This is a genomic window from Candidatus Pantoea multigeneris, from assembly GCF_011752615.1.
Taxonomy (GTDB): Bacteria; Pseudomonadota; Gammaproteobacteria; order Enterobacterales; family Enterobacteriaceae; genus Pantoea; species Pantoea multigeneris.
Genome location: NZ_VWXF01000001.1, coordinates 345823 through 365665 on the forward strand (window position 1 = coordinate 345823; position 19843 = coordinate 365665).

Annotated in this window: 13 protein-coding genes; 4 read left to right on the top strand and 9 right to left on the bottom strand. The window is 55.7% G+C overall.

What is annotated here, in order from left to right:
* Window positions 1-215: 215 nt before the first annotated feature.
* Entirely contained in the window at window positions 216-4250 is a 4035-nt protein-coding gene (locus F3J40_RS01695; protein ID WP_167012287.1) for a membrane-targeted effector domain-containing toxin, read from the top strand.
* Window positions 4251-7991 carry a membrane-targeted effector domain-containing toxin gene (locus F3J40_RS01700; protein WP_167012289.1) on the top strand — a complete coding sequence of 1247 codons (3741 nt, stop codon included), beginning with the start codon at window positions 4251-4253 and terminating at the stop codon, window positions 7989-7991.
* Here F3J40_RS01700 and cobB read toward each other — a convergent pair.
* From cobB to lolC, 4 genes are read right to left on the bottom strand one after another with little or no spacing between them, the layout of a single operon-like run.
* On the bottom strand, window positions 7979-8821 hold the full coding sequence (cobB, locus tag F3J40_RS01705) for a Sir2 family NAD+-dependent deacetylase (protein ID WP_167012291.1): 843 nt from the start codon (window positions 8819-8821) through the stop codon (window positions 7979-7981). The two genes, F3J40_RS01700 and cobB, sit on opposite strands and share 13 nt — an antisense overlap.
* Window positions 8822-8834: 13 nt before the next feature.
* Window positions 8835-10079 (bottom strand): lipoprotein-releasing ABC transporter permease subunit LolE, encoded by a 1245-nt coding sequence (gene lolE, locus F3J40_RS01710; protein WP_167012292.1) that lies wholly within the window; start codon window positions 10077-10079, stop codon window positions 8835-8837.
* Entirely contained in the window at window positions 10079-10783 is a 705-nt protein-coding gene (gene lolD, locus F3J40_RS01715) for a lipoprotein-releasing ABC transporter ATP-binding protein LolD (RefSeq protein ID WP_017347093.1), read from the bottom strand. The genes lolE and lolD overlap by 1 nt, the downstream gene beginning before the upstream one ends.
* Window positions 10776-11975, bottom strand: coding sequence for a lipoprotein-releasing ABC transporter permease subunit LolC (gene lolC, locus F3J40_RS01720; RefSeq protein ID WP_167012293.1), 1200 nt, complete (start codon window positions 11973-11975; stop codon window positions 10776-10778). The genes lolD and lolC overlap by 8 nt, the downstream gene beginning before the upstream one ends.
* 147 nt (window positions 11976-12122) lie before the next feature.
* Here lolC and F3J40_RS01725 point away from each other — a divergent pair, with 147 nt between their 5' ends.
* Window positions 12123-12332: a hypothetical protein gene (locus F3J40_RS01725; protein ID WP_167012294.1), complete on the top strand. Its 210-nt coding sequence runs from the start codon at window positions 12123-12125 to the stop codon at window positions 12330-12332.
* 94 nt (window positions 12333-12426) lie between these two features.
* Window positions 12427-15870, top strand: a complete 3444-nt coding sequence (mfd, locus tag F3J40_RS01730) for a transcription-repair coupling factor (RefSeq protein ID WP_167012296.1) — start codon at window positions 12427-12429, stop codon at window positions 15868-15870.
* A 44-nt stretch (window positions 15871-15914) separates the two neighbouring features.
* Here mfd and tcyN read toward each other — a convergent pair whose 3' ends face one another.
* The 5 genes from tcyN to fliZ form a co-directional block, all read right to left on the bottom strand.
* Window positions 15915-16667 (bottom strand): L-cystine ABC transporter ATP-binding protein TcyN, encoded by a 753-nt coding sequence (tcyN, locus tag F3J40_RS01735; RefSeq protein ID WP_017347089.1) that lies wholly within the window; start codon window positions 16665-16667, stop codon window positions 15915-15917.
* Complete coding sequence (tcyL, locus tag F3J40_RS01740) at window positions 16664-17332, bottom strand: cystine ABC transporter permease (protein ID WP_167012298.1); 669 nt, start codon at window positions 17330-17332, stop codon at window positions 16664-16666. Before tcyL ends, tcyN begins: the two co-directional genes overlap by 4 nt.
* Entirely contained in the window at window positions 17332-18132 is an 801-nt protein-coding gene (gene tcyJ / locus F3J40_RS01745; RefSeq protein WP_167012300.1) for a cystine ABC transporter substrate-binding protein, read from the bottom strand. The genes tcyL and tcyJ overlap by 1 nt, the downstream gene beginning before the upstream one ends.
* A 45-nt stretch (window positions 18133-18177) precedes the next feature.
* Window positions 18178-19164 (bottom strand): D-cysteine desulfhydrase, encoded by a 987-nt coding sequence (locus F3J40_RS01750; RefSeq protein WP_167012302.1) that lies wholly within the window; start codon window positions 19162-19164, stop codon window positions 18178-18180.
* Between the two features lie 106 nt (window positions 19165-19270).
* Window positions 19271-19798 carry a flagella biosynthesis regulatory protein FliZ gene (fliZ, locus tag F3J40_RS01755; protein ID WP_026042520.1) on the bottom strand — a complete coding sequence of 176 codons (528 nt, stop codon included), beginning with the start codon at window positions 19796-19798 and terminating at the stop codon, window positions 19271-19273.
* Window positions 19799-19843: the final 45 nt, after the last annotated feature.

The window sequence follows — 19843 nt, forward strand, 5'->3', positions numbered from 1 at the left end:
TTCAGAGCATCCGTTTGAAAATACACCTTTTATCACGCCGGTTTAACTGCAAAAAAACGATTAACGGCAAATAACCCGTCTGTCACCGCATCAGGGAGACGTTTTAAGCAGAACAGATCACAGAACTTCTGCAAAGGTGATGAAACACAACTCCCGTCGGCACCGGAGTGCCCACTTTCAATGTTTCACTTTTCCCCTCTTTACCAGGAGATGCAATGCCAATCCTCGCGAATCCAGGCCATACGGCCAGGTTTTCTCTCCCAACCTGGTCTGACGCCACCAGGACACCACACAAAAATAACACCCTGTCCCACCGCTCACCTGCCACAGGGTCAAAGAGCATCAGGCGCAACACTCTGCTCGCGAAACCGCGCCTTGATTTCGCCGCAACACAGCTGCGCAGCCACAATGTCAGCGTTATCCGTCCGGGGGATATTCTTAACCGTTTACAGCAGGAACAGCACGACAGAATGCAACTTGCCGCACTGTTACCGGTGCCTGCGGCCGTGATTAACCAGTGGGTTGAACAAGCCATTGTGCGGCATTTTCCCCCCTTACCTGCGGATGTTGCCCCACTTGCTGTTGGCATACATTTACCTGCGCATAATGGCACAGCATCACGCTACATGCTGCTGACAGAGCTGATAACCAGGCGCTTGCTAGGGGAAGCGTTTCCTGGTGTTTACGCGCGAGAGTGTGTTTTTTACCAGCGTAAAGCAGAGAATGCAGGGGACATCCTGCACGACTTTACTTCCCCCGCGTCCAGAGCACAGCTCGCTGCGCTGTATGAACAGACTTCAGCGACGCAATTTGTCCAGCATTATGCCGTTGAGCTCAGGTCGCTGTTGAGCAAACGCCCAGGGCAGGCCGGCTGGAAACTGGCAGAGAGCTTATTAATGGCATTGCAAAGCGAGGTCATGCTGCGGGAAAAAATCGATATCTCTTACCTGCGTTACAGCAAGATCATTAACCGCTTGCCCCCGCTGAAACCTGGTACGGATCAACCCTGTTGGCCTGGCGTTTATCGCCTTGTGGCGCATCAGGAACAGGCTGAACAGAGTGCTGTTTTAAACGGATACCTCGCACTGGCGGAGCGCCCCTCATTGTCACACCCAGGCCGCATGATGCTGTGGCATCCCGGTGAAGCAACACAGTTTTTCAATCATTCTCGCCAACTCTTGCGCTATTTGGATCAGCATGATCTTGCCCCCTGGGGATTCAGATTGCAGGCCATTGAACAACATCCGGCGTTGGCGCTCGTCGAAGATTTAATCCTGTTACACGTCGATCGGTTGCGTGAGACGCTATCACGACTGATTCATCCCGACCAGGCACAATTGGCACTGAAAAAGAAAATCGCACAACTCAATGCAGCCGCAAGACCCGCCTATATTTGGCTCGATCTGAGCCGCCTTACCACCGCGTTAACAGAAATTTCTGCTGAGTATTCGCTTCGCCGCTGGTTCAATGCACCGGATGGCGGAGAACGGCGCAAAAACTGGTTAAAAACATTACAACAGCTGCATGCGATCCCTTCTCGCCATGCTCTGCCACGTGTGCAAGGCCGCGTCAGTGCGGAAGGAATCAGGCTGTTTGCCAAAAAACGGGTTGAGGAAACCGCGTTGCGACTCTTCAATACTTCACTGGATGCCAACAAAGCAGAGTTACGGATTAGCACAGTCGTAGCCAGCACCAGTGTGTTAGGCCACTCTGGCCGTCCCATCATCCAGACCCAGGAGATGTCACTGATCGAGTGGTCGCTACAGAATATTGGCTGGCTTGATCGGGGACACTCACGCAAAGTCTGGCACTGCGGCGAACTCACACCGCTTCAGGTGATTGCATTGATTCGTACAGCCGATGTGGCGAAACATTATAAGCAACACATTACACGCGAGTTGCAACCCGAGGTGGTACCGTTAGTCGCCGCAGGCTTTCGCTCCATGGCGTATACCGATTATATTCGCCAAAGTATGCTGCCCGCCGCCAACCGGACCATGGACGAACGCGCGCTGGATAAAATCATCACCGCCATTGACTTCCCTGATCCCGCAACTCGACCCCGCACGAACCAGAAGGAAGTCGAGATCTGGCAGCTGAAAGTCGGTAATACGCCGATCTCTGAAACCCTGATTTTCTGCCACCCAGGGTTTGTAGAACCGGTGATTTATATTCCAAGATCGCCTGATGGCATTGTCTGTCGCACCGCGGGTGGGAAACACAGAAGCCTGACTCGCTTACTGCATACCGTCATGGCAGTAAAAGGCATGCGGGATCATTTGAGTAAGCGCATGGCCGTCGGCACCGATGATCGCGCGGAAATAGAAAGGAGCTACTTTAGGCCACAGCAGTTTGAGGTACAAAAAGTATCGGGTGATTTCTATCAGCACCTGTGGGACACCCGCATCGCGACCATTCAGGCTGAAATTCCGGCCTTTGCCCGTTCCACATCTGAGGCTGACCGGACTTCATCCATCCAACTGGCGAAACAAATCTCTATGTTAGTCGCCTCACTGGTGACACCTCTACTCCCGACATCCGCCATTATTTCTTTAACACTGGCGCGTGTTGTCTTGCATACCCACTTCGCCATTGAGGACTTCAGCCGTGGTCGCACTGAGGAAGGCATCTTTTCATTGGTAGATGCACTGACCGCTGTGGCTGATGGCGCACCTGGCGTATTAAAAAACCGCCTGTCGCCGCGCAAAATGTCGCGCGCGCCCAATCCCTCGTTAGTGCCATTAACAATAGGAGGCTCTGCTCCCCCCGGACTGGTCGCCACGGCGGCGAGCGAAGGACCAGTGTGGCAGAACCAACAGGGGCAACAATACCTCAACATCACCGGTTTATGGTTCAAAAGCAAAGTCAGCTTCAATGGGAGGATGATTTACCATCCGCGTAATCGGGGCGATATGTACCCGGTTTATTATGTCGGGCATGAGTGGGTAGTCAGTGAAGATGGAAAACTCGACCCCAGGCTGCTGTTTATTAAGGATAGCCACGCACTGGATGAAGATGAATTCTCCGACTTTATCGCCCTCCTCAACCAACGCTATCCTACCGCTGCGGGGCGCAATAGATTTCTGCAAAGCCGACAGGGCAACTACGGTGATGTAGAAATACTCAGCATGGTCGCGGAAAGTCAGAAAAGCCGGTTGCAACAACGAATCCAGCGATTACAACAGCGCTTTTCCTCCGCAATACCCGGCGCTGTACCCGCCGTTACCCCCTCCCCGTTTAGCGCTATTCACCAGGTGAAAAACACCGGTTTGCTGTTAAGTAAATTCCGCCAGCAAAATGACATCACAAGGCTCAAGGTACAGTATCCCGATACGCAGCCCGCCTCACTGGCAAAACTGATAGCCGAAGTGAAAAACCACTACGCGATATCCACCCCGGCAAAAATGCGCCAGATACAACGCGCGCAAAAGCAACGTAACGACTTGCTGGAGCAGCGCTATCGGCAGCAGTCGCAGGCATGGCACGCCAGCGCTGAGCGGCAGCCGTTTGGGCCTCTGTTTTTCCATCCTCCCAGCGAAAAACAGATGATTGATATGGCGTTACAGCGGAGTCGGGGCATCGTTTTCGGCCAGCGGCAGGAGGAAAATAGCGCGCTGGCCTTGCTCATCCACGCGATGCCGCAATTGAAGTCACAAGGGGTAAAACATCTCTTCATGGCACAACTGATCCCCGAAATCTGGGGTGCTGAATTGCAGCAATTTAATCAGCAAGGTCGGTTAGACCAAAAACTGCTGGATTACCTGATGATCCATCGTCGCTATTGGCTGAATAATCGTCTCCAGGAGAGCCAGAATGATGAGCAACAGGTCATGCTGAGTGCTCACCAGCAGGGAATAAAGCTACATGGGTTAGGGTTACTGGCGATAGCTTCCTACCACAGCAGCGCAGCACGCTGTAATCGGTTTAATTTTATTGCCGCACAGCAGATTAACCAGGTCGTCGCACCGGGGGAAAAGTTCGTGGCGCTAGTGGGTCTTGCGCATATCGATTCGTGGCACACCAACACCGATGAAGAAGAATTTAGCGTCACCGGGCTGGCACCGGGCACCCAGGCAACCAGTGTTGCTGTTATCGCTGCGCGCTCAGGAAACCAGAGCAGATTGATTGTCGATTACCAACGCAGCACGGCACGCCCTGAACAGGCTGACCTTTCATTAAACCAGTGCAATTTCCTGCTGGTAAAAGCCGAGCCTGGCCTGACTTCTCGTCCTGTAACCTCCGGAGCCTAAATGTCGACTACCCTCCCCCTGACGCATCTGACGCCGCCTGCGGCAACATTCCCTGTTAAAACGGCCACACCGGTCCCGAGGGCTGAAACAGCCACACCCCCGACTTGCGCCGCTGTTCAGGCCACAAACCCGCACGTCAATGCCCTGCTACTGCAGCTAAAGCAGGCGCAAACGTTACGCCAGTCCCTGATCAACCCGCTACCACTGCCGGGAACGGCTCTCGCTAATCTCTCATCCTCGCCCGTCCCGGTTGATTTTCTCACCCTGGGAAAGCGGGACTTTATTTCGCATTTTGCTGAACAGACTCGCGCCTTTTTTCATCCCCAGCAAGCCACCAGCGCTGCGCTGGTTCAAAGTCTGCTGGATGTGATGGCAGTAGAAATGCGTATGCTGGTGAAGCTGGGAAAACTGAATACATCATGGCTGGCACGGCTTAATCATCTCTGTACCACCACATCTCAGGCGTTTCAGATCGTCCCCGAACACGGCACTGCCCGCCCTTCCCACCCCCTGCCGGGGAAAATCGCCCTCACTGATCAACAGGGGGGAAAACTGTTGCTCTGGCAGCCCGGCTCGCCACTGGGCTATTACGCCTCATCCGCTGAATTACAGCAGGCCTTGAGCGAACAAGGCGAAGTGATGTGGGGAATGACGCTGCAACCTTGCTCATCACCACCGGCACAGCAACTGGTGAGAGATTTCGCCGAACAGCACATCACACAATTGCAGTACGCCATCAGTACAGCCATGCAACCGGCCAATGCGAATCTGACCCTGAGCGAACATATCACCCGGCTTGATGAGGCCGCTAAGCCGACCGTTGCACGGCTTGATCTGGGTGAGATCATCGCCCATTACACTCAGCAGCGCGATGAACTGGCGCTGTACAACTGGTTTAATCGCGCCGCAGAGGCACCTCGCCGTAAAGCCTGGCTGCACAGCCTAAAGCAACTACACGGCATACCGGCGCGTGAAACGCTCGCGTCGCTGCCTGCTCGCGTTAGCGCCACCGCGATTGAGACATTTGCCCGTAACCGATTAGAACAGCTTGCGGCGGAACAACATAACGTCACGTTATCCGCCTCCAATGCCACATTAAGCATTACCACTGTCACCGCTGGCACCAGCGTTTTGGGCAGCATCAGCAAAGCCATCAGCCAGACAGAGACGCTGACGCTGACTGAATGGTCACTGCAAAATATCGGCTGGCTGGAGAGAGGCCACAGTCGCAGAGCCTGGAACGCTGGCGGCTTAACGCCTGACCAGCTCATCAACCTGATCAGGCGTGCCGATGTCGCCAAACATTTTAGCCTGTCGTTGTTCCGTCAGTGGCAGCCAGAAACCCTGGCGTTGATTGCCACGGGGTTAAAGGCGATGGCGTTGACCTGCTATATCAACCAGGGTCTCACTGATTCCCCCCGCGCCTTACAGCCTGATGCACTGGAAAAGGTGCTCACCGTGCTTGAGCATCCCGATCCTGCTACGCGGCCAAAACTGCAGGGCCAGGTGGTGGATGTGTGGCAGTTTAAACTGGGGCGAACGCCGGTGGCGGAAGTGCTGCTCTTTGCCCAGCCCGATCTGCATGACCCGGTGATGTTTATTCCGAATGCGCCAGATGGAAAAATTTTTCGTGGTGCCCGCGGTAGCGAGAAAACCGTGCAGGCGCTGCTGCAAGAGTTACTTGCCGTTCCTGGGATGCGGCAGCATCTGGCCGATCGCATGCCACAGGGCATTCACGATCGACAAAAAATGCTGGGCCATACGCATGACCGACGCGGTTTTGATCCCGAGATTATCCGTACGGATTTGTATCAACACCTGTGGAGCACCCGACTCGCCATCGCCCAGGCGGAAGTGGCTGCTTTTGCACGGACCACCGCCTTAGCCGATCGACTGTCCAGTGCGCAACTGGGACAAAATATCGTCTCTTCCCTGCTGTCGTTGATTACGCCTTTACTGCCTTCTGCCGCGGTGCTCAGTCTGACCATCAGCCGGGTCGCCGCGCACAGCGCAATTGCGGGAGAGGCGTTTCAACATGGCCGAACGGAAGAAGGGGTTTTCGCGCTGGTCGATGCGCTATCCGCCGTGGCAGACGGCATGACGGGCGGCAGTAAAAATGCCGCTTTGCGTGTACCCCGTACACCATTGCCCGATCCCAGCTTAGCGCGCCTTGCCGTTAGCCAACGAAAACCTCAAGGACTGGTGTTGGCTCGAGGTCGTGAACCCGCCATCTGGCAGGATAGCCAGGGCCAGCAATACCTCGAGAGTGAGGGGCGTTGGTTTAAAACGGCCATCGAAGCCGGTCAGCGCATGATTTATTCTCCGCGCAATCGCGGCGATCAAAAAAACGTAATACTGCAAGCGCGGCGCTGGATTGTGCTGCCGCAAGGGCTGCCAGGCGGCGCGCCAGAGAACGACTATCGTCTGGTATTTATCAAAGCCAGCTTTGGGCTTGATGACGAAGAGTTTCGCGTCATGATGCAAAAAATTCGGGTTCATCACCCTGCTGATGCGGATATCTTACGTTTTCTCTCCAGCAAACAGGGCCATTTGGGGGATGCTGAAATCCTTGATTATGTGCTGCGCAGTCAGCAGCAGGTGGCAAAAAAACGCCTACGCCTGTTGGAAAGGAGGCTGTCGCGCTTGCAGGAGGATTTTCGTCCGATGTCTGATGTACCGACCAACCTTCAGCCACTTTACATCAGCGATGCGCATGCGGGGCTGATCATGCGCAAAAGTGCGGAAAGCGCCTGGATACATCGTTTGCACAACCAGTATCGGGGGAAGTCCAGCGAATTTCTTCAGGCCGTCATCCAGTGCATTCATAACCACTATGGCATCAATACCCCTGAGCAACAGCAGGCGCTGAAGCAGGCAATGCTGGCACAATCCGAAAGATCCGGTGAAGATTATCGTCAGCACTCCGCTGTCTGGAAAGCCAGTGCGCAACGGCTAAACTATGCCGCCTTTGCCAGCACTGTCACCAATGAACAACAGGTTATTCGCACTGCCCTCCAGCATAGCCGGGGGCTAATCATTGGTGAGAGCCATCATCAACGTGCCGCACTCCAGTTCATGATAGATAATATGGCATTACTCTATGCGTCTGGAGTACGTCACCTGTTTCTGGAAGATCTGCATCCCGAGATTTATCATCGCGATATCATCGTGTTTAACCAGCGAGGCGCATTGACCTCGCAGCTGCAAAATCATGTGGATAGCGCGACCCAAAGCACGCAATTCAACCCGCCAATGACCGCAGAGGCTCGCCAGTACAATACGGAAAATTTGCTGCGTGAAGCACGTAAATACGGCATCAAGCTGCATGGATTAGGCTCTTTAAGTGCCAGCATCTGGCGCGAAGGGGCGGAACGGACCGAGAATTTCAACTATGTCGCCACAAGGCAGATTAACAACGTGGCGGGTGTGACGCAAAGCGGCGAGAAGTTTATGGCGCTGGTGGGTTATTACCATGTGGATAATTACTGGGACAACATGGCAGACGGAACGCCCTTCGCGGTCACAGGCATCGCCCCTACTACCCAGGCGACCAGCGTTACGTTACTGGAAACCACACCGGAATCGCTACCACGGGTAGTGGTGGACTACCAGCAGCAGACGCCGCTGGCAGAACTCACCGGGAGTAAACTGACGCAGAGCAACTTTGTCATCATCAAAGACCCTGCCACCGTTTACGCCCCACACCACCCAACAGCGTCAGGCACGAATCAAAATAGCTGACCCGCCTGATAGCGCTGAAGCTTGCGCACAAAGTCAGGGACGACTTCACTTGCCAGCCCGTAATGGCGCTCAGCAAACTCATTGCCCACCTGACTCGGCTCAAGGTTGAGCTCGACGGTATGTGCACCCTGTACTTTGGCTTCATGGACGAAGCCTGCCGCCGGATAGACATGACCCGACGTACCGATAGCGATAAAAATATCCGCCTCATTCAGCGCCTGATAGATCTCTTCCATACCCAGTGGCATTTCGCCAAACCACACGACGTGCGGGCGCAATACCGACGGGAACTGGCAGCAGGTGCAGCGATGTTCCGGCGTGACATCTTCGGTCCACTCCACCACCTGACCACTGGATACACAGCGCAGTTTCAGCAACTCACCGTGCATGTGCAGCACTCGCTGGCTCCCGGCACGCTCATGCAGGTTGTCGATGTTCTGCGTCACCAGCAAGAAGTGATCGCCCAGCACTTGCTCCAGCTCTGCCAGCGCCAGATGCGCCGCATTCGGCTGGACTTCGGGCTGCTGCAACTGGCGGCGGCGTGCGTTATAAAACGCCTGTACCAGCATTGGATCGCGCCGGAACCCTTCCGGCGTGGCGACGTCTTCAACCCGATGCTCTTCCCACAGGCCGTCATCGGCACGGAAAGTGCGAATACCCGATTCGGCAGAGATTCCCGCGCCGGTTAATACCACCACATTAGGCAGTGGATTTTCTGCTAAATCTGCTTCACGGTCGCGTTCGAAAATACGCTGGCGAAAGCGCTGTTGTACCTTACGTCGGTTTTTCTTGTAGCGCGCAAGGCGCAAGCGACGTCTGGGTGTTCGCATATCAACTCCTGTATTACTGTCCGCTTAGTACGCGCGCCGGATCAATCCGACTGGCGCGTCGCGCCGGATACCAACTGGCCAGCAGGCTCAGCACAATCGAGGTGGCTAGCACAATCACCACATCCAGCCAGTGCAACTCGGTAGGGAGGAAATCGATAAAGTAGATATCGCCCGCCAGTAAATGCCGCCCGGTCAGATGTTCAATGCCCTGCACCAGATGCGTAAGATTCAGCGACACTAACACCCCCACCACGACCCCGCTTACGCTACCCAGTAGACCGGCTAGCAAACCGTACCAGATAAAGATGGCACGGATAAGTCTGTCTTTGGCTCCCAGGGTACGCAACACCGCGATATCACTGCTTTTATCCTTCACAGCCATCACCAGTGTGGAAACAATGTTGAAGCAGGCCACGCCAATCACCAGTACCATCGCCAGATACATGATGGCGCGAATCATTTGAATATCGCGGTACATGTAGCCGTAGGTGCCGATCCAACTGCGAATATAGACATAGGACCCGGTGGCTTCACCCGCCGCGCGGACCAGCTTTTGCGCCTGGAACGGATCGCTCATTTTCAACGCAATACCGCTGACCGCATCCCCCATATCGAGGTAGCTTTGCGCATCCTCAAGGGGGACCAGCGCCAGGCTGTGATCGAGCATGCCGCTGAGCTGCAATATCCCTTCCACCTGCAAACGAATCCGCTTGGGTTGCAGCAGCTTATTCGCGCCGTCATTGTTCGGGATCAGGATGGTTATCCAGTCACCCTGTTTGACGTTAAGGGCCTTGGCGATACCACCACCGAGAATGATCTGCTGCTTACCGGCGCTGAACTGTGACCAGGCGTTGCCCTGCACAAACTGCGGCAGCGCACTTAAACGCGGCTCCTGAGCCACATCCACACCGCGCACCTGTAGCGCCTGTAATTTACTGCCGCTGTCGATCAGACCAGTAAAGGTGATGTAGGGTGCTGCCGCCGCAATACCCGGTACTTTCTCAACCGGCGCAATCAGTGGCTGCCAGTGGCGAAACGGCTGTTCAACCGCGCTGATTTCACCGTGCGGTACCACCGCCAGAATGCGACTGTTTAGCTCACGTTCGAAGCCATTCATCGCACTCAGGCCAATAATTAACACCGCCACACCCAGCGCAATACCCACGGTGGAGATCACCGAAATCAGGGAAACCATGCCACCCCGTTTGCGCCCACGACTGAAGCGCAACCCCAGCAGCAGGGAGAGAGAAGACCCCATTAGCGCACTCCCGTCAGGGTTGACTCAGCGCTGAGCTGCCCGTCACGCATCTCCATCTGACGCGACATGCGCTGTGCCAGATGGAGGTCGTGAGTCACCACCAAGAATGCGGTGCCTTCACGCTGGTTGAGATCGCCCAGCAGCGAGAAAATGGCATCGGCGTTACGCGCATCAAGGTTACCGGTGGGTTCATCGGCCATCACCAGACGCGGACGATTGACCAGCGCACGGGCAATTGCCACGCGCTGACGTTCACCGCCGGAAAGTTCAGAAGGACGGTGATGCCCACGGTGTTCCAACCCAACGGCGGCCAGCATTTCACGCGCCCGCTGTTGCGCTTCGGTTTTGCTCTTTCTGCCAATCATCAACGGCATCGCGACGTTTTCCAGCGCGCTAAAATCCGGTAACAGATGGTGGAACTGATAGATAAAGCCCAGTTCACGGTTACGCAGATCGGCCTTAGCTGAAGAAGAAAGCGCATTCATCGACTGACCATCAAACACCACATCACCGGAGGTGGGGGTATCCAGTCCGCCTAACAGATGCAATAAGGTACTTTTACCGGAGCCGGAGCTCCCGACAATCGCCATCATTTCACCAGGCTGCACCGAAAAGGCCACGCTGCGCAGCACATCGGTCTGTACGCTTCCTTCCTGATAGCTTTTGCACAGGTCGCGACACTGCAACAAGGGGGTATTACTCATAACGTAGAGCCTCAGCGGGTTGAATGGCGGCAGCGCGCCATGAAGGATAGAGCGTAGAAAGCAGCGCAACGGCCATCGCCGCCAGCGCAATAGTGACCACCTGCCAGACGTTGATATCCACCGGCAGTGCGGCACCATCCAGGAACAGGCCAATCACTGGCATCAGGTTATTTAACTGGCTGGCCAGCAGCACACCCAGCCCAGTCCCCAGTAAGGCGCCGATAATACCGGCACCCGCACCCTGAACCATAAACAGCAGCAGGATCTGACGGCGTGTCAGCCCCAGCGTTTGCAGGATCGCCACCTCGCCCTGTTTTTCCATGATCAACAGACCCAGCGACGTAATAATGTTAAATGCGGCCACTGCAACGATCAGGCTCAGCAGCAGCCCCATCATATTTTTCTCCATGCCCACCGCCTGGAACAGGTCGCCTTTGCGCTCGCGCCAGTCCTTCCATTGCAGGCCTGCGGGCAATTTCTGCTGGCTGAGGCTGTCAACGTCCAGCGGTTTTTGCAGCCACAGACGCCAGCCGGTGATATTCCCCAGCGGGTAGCGCATGACGCGCGAAGCGTCCTGGAGATTGACCAAAATCTGATAGCTATCCACTTCACTGTTGGCGGCATAGGTGCCCGCCACGGTGAACAGGCGCTGGCTTGGCACACGCCCTACCGGCGTGAACTGGCTCACCGAAGGCACCATCAGGCGCACCTGGTCCCCTTTCTTCACACCCAGTTGGCTTGCCAACTCTTCGCCCAGAATCACGTTCCAGCCGTTAGGTTGCAGTACCGATTGCGGCGTATTCACCAGATAGGGGGTGAGCGGGTCTTGTTCGTCCGGGTTGATGCCTAACATCACCCCGACAGAGACGTTGTGCGCACTTTGCAGTACCACGTCAGACGTTGTTAACGGCGCGACACGGCTCGCACCTTGCAGCCCCATATTTTGATAGGGTTGTTGTTGCGGATTGATGCTGCCTTTGTCGCTGGTCACCAGCGCCTGCGGCATTAAGCCGAGAATGTTGCCCTCCAGCTCTTTTTCGAAGCCGTTCATTACGGAGAGCACCGTCACCAGTGCCAGAACGCCAAGCGTAATACCAATAGTGGATAACCAGGAAACAAAGCGACCAAAACGGTCCGATGCTCGTCCGCGCATGTAGCGAAGACCAATATAAAGCGCAACAGGTTGATGCATAGCGTCCGTCTTAAGCTTTCCTCAATAAGTACCGGGATGATAAAGGAGCCGCCCTGTTTAGGAAACCTCAATCAACCGATTGCTGAGCGCTGTTTGTGCAGTCAGGCAGCTATACTTACTGTATGTCCAGTTACTGAAGGAGGGAGTATGACAAAATTTCCCAAAGGCAGTCTGGTGAAACATAAAACCGGTGAAGTAAAGGGTGAAATTCTCAATGTGTTCGATCAAGGCGATGCCCCGGCGGCCTATTACGTCAAATGGGATGATGGCAATCACAGCTATCACCTGGAGAAAGAGCTGAGCTGGGCCAACATCGATCGACCGCGAATGTACTATCGCGAACCTCGCCAGGGATAGCGCAATGCGGAAAAATCCGTACTAAGTGATGACCCCCAGGGCGGAATGTGGAATCATGACGCCCTGGTAAAAATGGAGAACAGCACGAGATCCCATGTCCGAACCAACCCGCTACGACCTGCCCGTCAAACCTGGCGATCACCGCCAGCTCGGAGAACTGATTGGTGCCGCACACGCGGTAGAGTGCGCCAGCATCACTGAACGTCACACCGGCCCGGTGGTATTAATCACCCCGGATATGCAAACGGCGCTGCGGTTGCAGGATGAGATTCGGCAGTTTACTGACTTTCCAGTGAACCATTTGCCGGACTGGGAAACCCTGCCCTATGACAGTTTTTCTCCCCATCAGGATATTATCTCTGCCCGCCTGTCGATTCTTTATCAGCTCCCGACGCTGAAGCGTGGCCTGTTGATTCTGCCGGTGAATACGCTGATGCAGCGCGTCTGCCCACATACCTTCCTGCACGGTCATGCGCTGGTGATGAAACGCGGTGAAAAACTCTCCCGCGACCGCCTGCGTGACCGGCTAGAGCAAGCGGGCTATCGCCACGTGGACCAGGTGATGGAACACGGCGAATATGCCACGCGCGGCGCACTGCTCGATCTCTACCCGATGGGCAGTGAGCAGCCGTATCGCATTGATTTCTTCGATGATGAAATCGATACCCTGCGCCTGTTCGATACCGATACCCAGCGCACCCTGGAAGAGGTGGCGGAAATTAATCTGCTGCCCGCGCACGAATTCCCGAGTGATAAAGCCGCAATCGAGCGTTTTCGCACCCGCTGGCGTGAATATTTCGATGTGCGCCGCGAGCCGGAGCATATCTATCAACAGGTGAGTAAAAACACCTTCCCTGCCGGGATTGAGTACTGGCTGCCGCTGTTCTTTGATCAGCCGCTGGAACCGCTGTTTAGCTATCTGCCTGACAATGCTTTACTGCTGAGCAGCGGCGACCTGGAAGCGGGCGCACAGCGTTTCTGGCAAGACGTCGAAGCGCGCTATGAGAACCGTCGTATCGATCCCATGCGCCCCCTGCTGGAGCCGGTGCAACTCTGGCTGCGCCCGGATGCGCTGTTTGGCGAATTGAAACAGTGGCCGCGCGTGCAGCTTAGCAGCGAAACGCTGCCCGACCGGGCTGCCAACCGCAATCTTGGCTATCAACCGTTGCCAGAACTGACCGTGCAGGCACAAGCCAAGTCTCCGTTGGACCTGCTGCGTCAGTTCCTGGAAGGCTTTGCCGGTTCGGTGGTGTTCTCGGTGGAAAGTGAAGGACGCCGTGAGAGTTTGCAGGAGCTGCTGAACCGCCTGAAAATTAAACCGCAGGCCGAACAGCGACTGGAGCAGGCACGTCAACAGCGTGTCGCGCTGATGGTCGGGGCCAGCGAACGCGGATTTATCGATAGCCAGCGCGGCTGGGCACTGATTTGCGAAAGCGATCTGCTCGGGGCGCGCGTCAGTCGCCGCCGCCAGGATAGCCGCCGCACCATCAATCCTGATGTCCTGATCCGCAACCTGGCAGAGCTGCATCCCGGCCAGCCCGTGGTACACCTTGAGCACGGCGTAGGCCGCTACATTGGGCTGACCACGCTGGAAACCGGTGGCATCACCGCCGAATACCTGATGCTCTCCTATGCGGGTGATGCCAAGCTGTATGTCCCGGTTTCCTCACTGCATCTGATCAGCCGCTATGCCGGCGGGGCCGATGAAAACGCGCCGCTGCATAAATTAGGCACCGATGCCTGGTCACGCGCACGGCAGAAAGCGGCCGAAAAAGTGCGTGATGTGGCCGCCGAGCTGTTGGACATCTACGCCCAGCGCGCGGCCAAAACCGGTTTTGCGTTTAAGCACGACCGTGACCAGTATCAGCTGTTTTGTGAAAGTTTCCCGTTTGAAACCACCGTCGATCAGGCCCAGGCCATTAACGCGGTGCTGAGCGACATGTGCCAACCGCTGGCGATGGATCGTCTGGTATGTGGTGATGTGGGCTTCGGTAAAACCGAAGTGGCGATGCGAGCCGCTTTCCTCGCCGTGGAAAACCACAAACAGGTGGCGGTGCTGGTGCCAACCACGCTGCTGGCGCAGCAGCACTACGATAACTTCCGCGATCGTTTCGCTAACTGGCCCGTTCGCATTGAGATGCTCTCCCGCTTCCGTACCGCCAAAGAGCAGGCTCAGGTATTGCAGGACGCCAGCGAAGGTAAAGTGGATATTCTCATCGGGACGCACAAGCTGCTGATGAGCGACCTGAAATGGCGCGATTTGGGGCTGCTGATTGTTGATGAAGAGCACCGTTTCGGCGTGCGTCACAAAGAGCGCATCAAAGCGATGCGTGCCGACGTCGATATTCTGACGCTCACCGCCACGCCCATCCCGCGTACCCTGAACATGGCCATGAGCGGAATGCGCGATCTGTCGATTATTGCTACGCCACCTGCACGCCGTCTGGCGGTGAAGACCTTCGTGCGCGAATACGACAAACTGGTGGTGCGTGAGGCGATTCTGCGTGAAATTCTGCGCGGTGGTCAGGTGTATTACCTGTTCAATGACGTGGAAAATATCGAAAAAACCGCACAAAGGCTGGCCGAACTGGTGCCCGAGGCGCGCGTGGCGATTGGTCACGGCCAGATGCGCGAACGTGAACTGGAACGGGTGATGAATGATTTCCACCACCAGCGTTTCAACGTGCTGGTGTGTACCACCATCATCGAAACCGGGATCGATATTCCCACCGCCAACACCATCATCATTGAGCGTGCTGATCATTTCGGCCTGGCGCAGCTCCATCAGTTGCGTGGCCGCGTAGGCCGTTCGCATCATCAGGCTTACGCATGGCTGTTAACGCCGCATCCCAAAGCGATGACCACTGATGCGCAAAAACGCCTCGAAGCCATTGCCTCACTGGAAGATTTGGGTGCGGGTTTTGCGTTAGCGACCCATGACCTGGAGATCCGTGGTGCCGGTGAGCTGTTAGGCGACGAACAGAGCGGGCAGATGGAGACCCTCGGCTTCTCGCTGTATATGGAGCTGCTGGAGAATGCGGTAGACGCGCTGAAAGCCGGACGCGAGCCTTCACTGGAAGACCTGACCAGTAATCAAACCGAGATAGAGCTGCGAATGCCTGCTCTGCTGCCGGATGATTTTATCCCGGATGTGAATACCCGGTTGTCGCTCTACAAGCGCATCGCCAGCGCCAGCCATGAAGATGAACTGCAAGAGCTCAAGGTAGAGATGATCGATCGTTTCGGTCTGCTACCGGATGCCGCACGTAATCTGCTGGACGTCGCCGCCCTGCGTTTACAGGCGCGCGAGTTGGGCGTGAGAAAGATTGAAGCCAGCGAGAAAGGCGGTTTCTTCGATTTCGCCCCGCAAAATCAGGTCGACCCGGTGTGGCTGATTGGCCTGCTGCAAAAAGATCACAAACAGTGGAAGCTGGATGGGCCAACCCGTTTACGCTTCACGCGCGATCTGCCGGACCGTAAAGTGCGGATGCAGTGGGTACAGGAGTTTGTGCGTCAGATGGCGGACCACCGCGTCTAACGGTGTCCGGTGTGCGCTGCCAGCAACCCTGGCAGCGCAACGTTTCAGGCATTCAGAAACTTATCGAGGAACTGGCGGGTACGCGCCTGCTGCGGCTGGCTAAATAGCATTTTGGCCGGCCCCTGCTCCACGATACGTCCCTGATCCATGAAGATGGCCCGGTCCGCGACATCGCGGGCAAAGCTCATTTCATGGGTCACAATTACCATGGTGCGCTTCTCTTCAGCTAACGCGCGAATGGTGTTCAACACTTCCCCCACCAGCTCCGGATCGAGTGCTGAAGTGGGTTCATCAAACAAAATGACCTGGGGTTGCATGGCTAACGCGCGAGCAATCGCCACACGCTGCTGTTGCCCGCCAGACAGACGGCGCGGGAAACTCGCTTCTTTGCCCTGTAATCCCACTTTCTCCAGTAAGGTGCGCGCACGGGCTACCGCCTCTGCCTTTGGCTCCCCCTTCACGATCACCGGCCCTTCAATGATGTTCTCCAGCACCGAGCGGTGCGGGAACAGATTGAAGTTCTGAAACACAAAGCCGACCTGCTGACGCAGTTGACGCACCTGCTCTTTCTGGCGCGCCAGCGGCTGAGCGGTATCAATAGTGATCTCACCGACCTTCACCGTGCCACTCTCCGGGGTTTCCAGCAGGTTAATGCTGCGCAGCAAGGTGGTTTTACCCGATCCGCTGGGGCCGATAATGGCCACCACTTCACCGGGTGCCACATCCAAATCGATGCCATGCAGCACCGTTTGCCCGTTAAACTGCTTAACCAGGCGACGTACTTCAATGGCGCTCATTTCCCCTCCTCATCCTGGCGGTTCACATGACGCTCCAGGCGGTTTTGCAACGCAGACAGCAGAGTCGCCATTACCCAGTAAATCGCCGAGGCGGCCAGATACATGGTGAACACTTCGAACGTGCGCGAGGTGATCAACTGCGCCTGACGGAACAGTTCTGGCACCTGAATGGTCGCCGCCAGCGAGGTGTCTTTCACCAGGCTGATAAAACTGTTCCCCAGCGGGGGCAGCGCGGTACGTGCCGCCTGTGGCAGGATGACGCGGCGCAGCGTTTGCCAGCGCGTCATGCCAATACTGGCCGCCGCTTCCCATTGACCACGCTCGATTGCGGCAATGGCACCGCGCAACGATTCAGACGCATAAGCCGCCGTATTCAACGACAGGCCAATCATGGCCGAAGGGATAGGATCGAGTTCAATGCCGAACTGTGGCAGGCCGTAGTAGATCATAAACAGCTGCGCGATCAGCGGTGTACCACGAAAGATCGACACGTAGATACGCGCCAGCCAGCTCAACGGCCAGAAGTGCGACAGGCGCATCAATGCCAGCGCAAAGCCGAGTACCAGGCCAAAAAACATCCCGCCGATACTCAGCTGTAGCGTGAACAGCGCCCCTTTCAGTAAAAATGGTGCTGAATTCAGCACCAGTTGCAGGCTGTCATGCATTATTTAGTAACGTCCGCATCAAACCATTTTTCAGAGATTTTTTTCAGAGAGCCATCTTGCTGCATCTCAGCAATGGCTTTGTTGATGGCATCCAGCAGGTCCTGATTGCCTTTGCGCAGCGCAACGCCTGACTCCAGTTTAGAGAACGCTGGGCCGGCAACGGCCATGGTATCACCGGTTTTTTTCACCAGATCCAGCGCGGCTAAACGGTCTACCAGAATGGCATCAATACGGCCTGAGCGCAGGTCCTGATATTTGGTCGGGTCATCATCATAGGTACGAATATCCACACCTTTCACATTGGCACGCAGCCACTGTTCGTAGTTTGTCCCCAGACCCACGCCGACTTTTTTACCGGCCAAATCTTCTGGCTTCGTGATGCTGGCCGCATTCTTTTTCAGGGTCAGTGCCTGCACGCCTGAAACGGTATATGGCGTTGAGAAGTCATATTTTTTCGCACGTTCCGGGGAGATGGTCACCTGATTGATCACCACATCAATACGCTTTGAGTCCAGCGCGGCTAACATCCCATCCCATTTGGTTGGTTTGAGATCCGCCTTCACGCCAAGATGCTGAGCTAACTGCTGAGCAAACTCCACCTCAAAGCCAGTGAGCTTGCCGCTTTCATCCTGAAAACTGAATGGGGGATAAGTCCCTTCCAGGCCGACGCGCAGCGTACCGCGATCTTTAACTGCCTTTAGCAAATCTTCTGCCGCAAACGCTGGCGCGCTGAGACCGGCCACCAGCGCGACTGCCATCATGCCCGTCACCAGTTGGCGACGCAGTTGTGAAAAAGTCATGTTAACTCCAGTTTGTGAGAGATGTTGTTTTGGGTCAAACCAGCATTACACTAACGGATGGTAAGCAAACAGCGCCGGAGCACCGCCGGTGTGGACGAACAGCAGCGGTCCTTCACGGCGGAAACGGTTCTGCGTAATACCATCAAGCAGGCCAGCCATGGCTTTTCCGGTATAAACCGGGTCCAACAGAATCCCTTCCAGACGGGCTAACAATTTCACCGCCTCCATACCTTCTTCATTGGGTTCGCCGTAACGTGGCGCAAAATAGTCATCCCAGAGCGTCACAGGCGCATTCGCGGTGAGCTCTAACTGGCTGGCCAGTGGCTGACGCAAACGCTCCACCACCGGCAGCTGATCGGCTACTTTACGCGAAACCGTTACGCCGACCAGTTCAGTCTCTGGCATCAGATGCTCCAGCCCCACGGCTAAGCCAGCATGGGTTCCTGCGCTGCCCGAAGCGACAACCACCGCCGCAAAGTCGACCACGCCTTCACTCTGGTGAGCAATTTCTTGCGCGCACTCGACATAGCCCAGCGCACCCAGCAGATTCGAGCCGCCAACCGGCACCACATAGGGGCGGAAACCTTGCGCTTCCAGCAACAGCGCCTGCTCAGCCAACTGCGCCGCCGGATTATCCAGCGTATCCACCATCACCACTTCAACATTAAACAGATCCAGCATCAGCCGGTTGCCGTTGGTGAGGTAGTTTTCCGCGTCGGTGCCAATGGGGTTCTCCAACAGCGCCAGGCACTTTAGGCCCAGTCTGGCCGCAACCGCCGCCGTCTGGCGTACATGGTTCGACTGAATCGCCCCGGCAGTGATCAGCACATCAGCGCCTTCACGCAGCGCATCTGCCGCAAGGAATTCCAGCTTACGCAGTTTATTACCGCCCAGTGCCACCGGCGTAACATCGTCACGCTTGATAAAAATATCGCGTCCGACATAGCCGGAAAGACGTGGAAGATGCTCCAGCGGCGTCGGCGCGCCGAGCAGTTCAATGCGAGGAAATTGGTGCAGTAAGTGTAAGGACAACGGAGCCTCCATCAGGCGTCATTCAGTCATCCTTACAGTGTTGCAGAAGTTGGCCTAAGGATCACGCTCAAACCGTTGATAGAAGGTGTGATCCAGCCCAGAAAAATCAGGCAACGCGTGGCTCTGGTAGCGCATGGCGACGCCAGCCGAGAAACTGATCATATTTGCGCAGCGCAATGCGGTAGTTATTGGTCCCCGCATCAGGCAGATGGCTTTCCAGACACTCTGACCAGACATCCCCTTTTAGCCTCTCCGCCGGGAAGTGTTGCGCCTTTAAGGCATCGTCCAGGCGGCGTAACCGCACCACGTATTCACGCACCGTACTGTGGTTCATATCGGTTTGCTCAAACAGGTACTGTTTAAACGCCATAATATCGAAGTAGTCAGGCTGGCTGTTGCAGAAGATATCGCTACAGAAGCGACACAACGCGGTCAGTTCAGGTTGCAGCTTGAACCAGAGTTGCTCATCAATCATCTGATCCATTCTGGCAATGGCTTCTTTATTAATGATCTGGCCACGAAACACCAACGCCATGCGATCAAGTACCTTGCCACAATGTGAGCAGTTCGTCTGGCTGTGCTTATAGTCTTTAAGATAACGACTTAACGGTCTGGCTTTGGATTTGGCTCCCATTGCTGAGTCCCCGGATTATTATTTTTAGGCCGCCAGAAGTAGAGT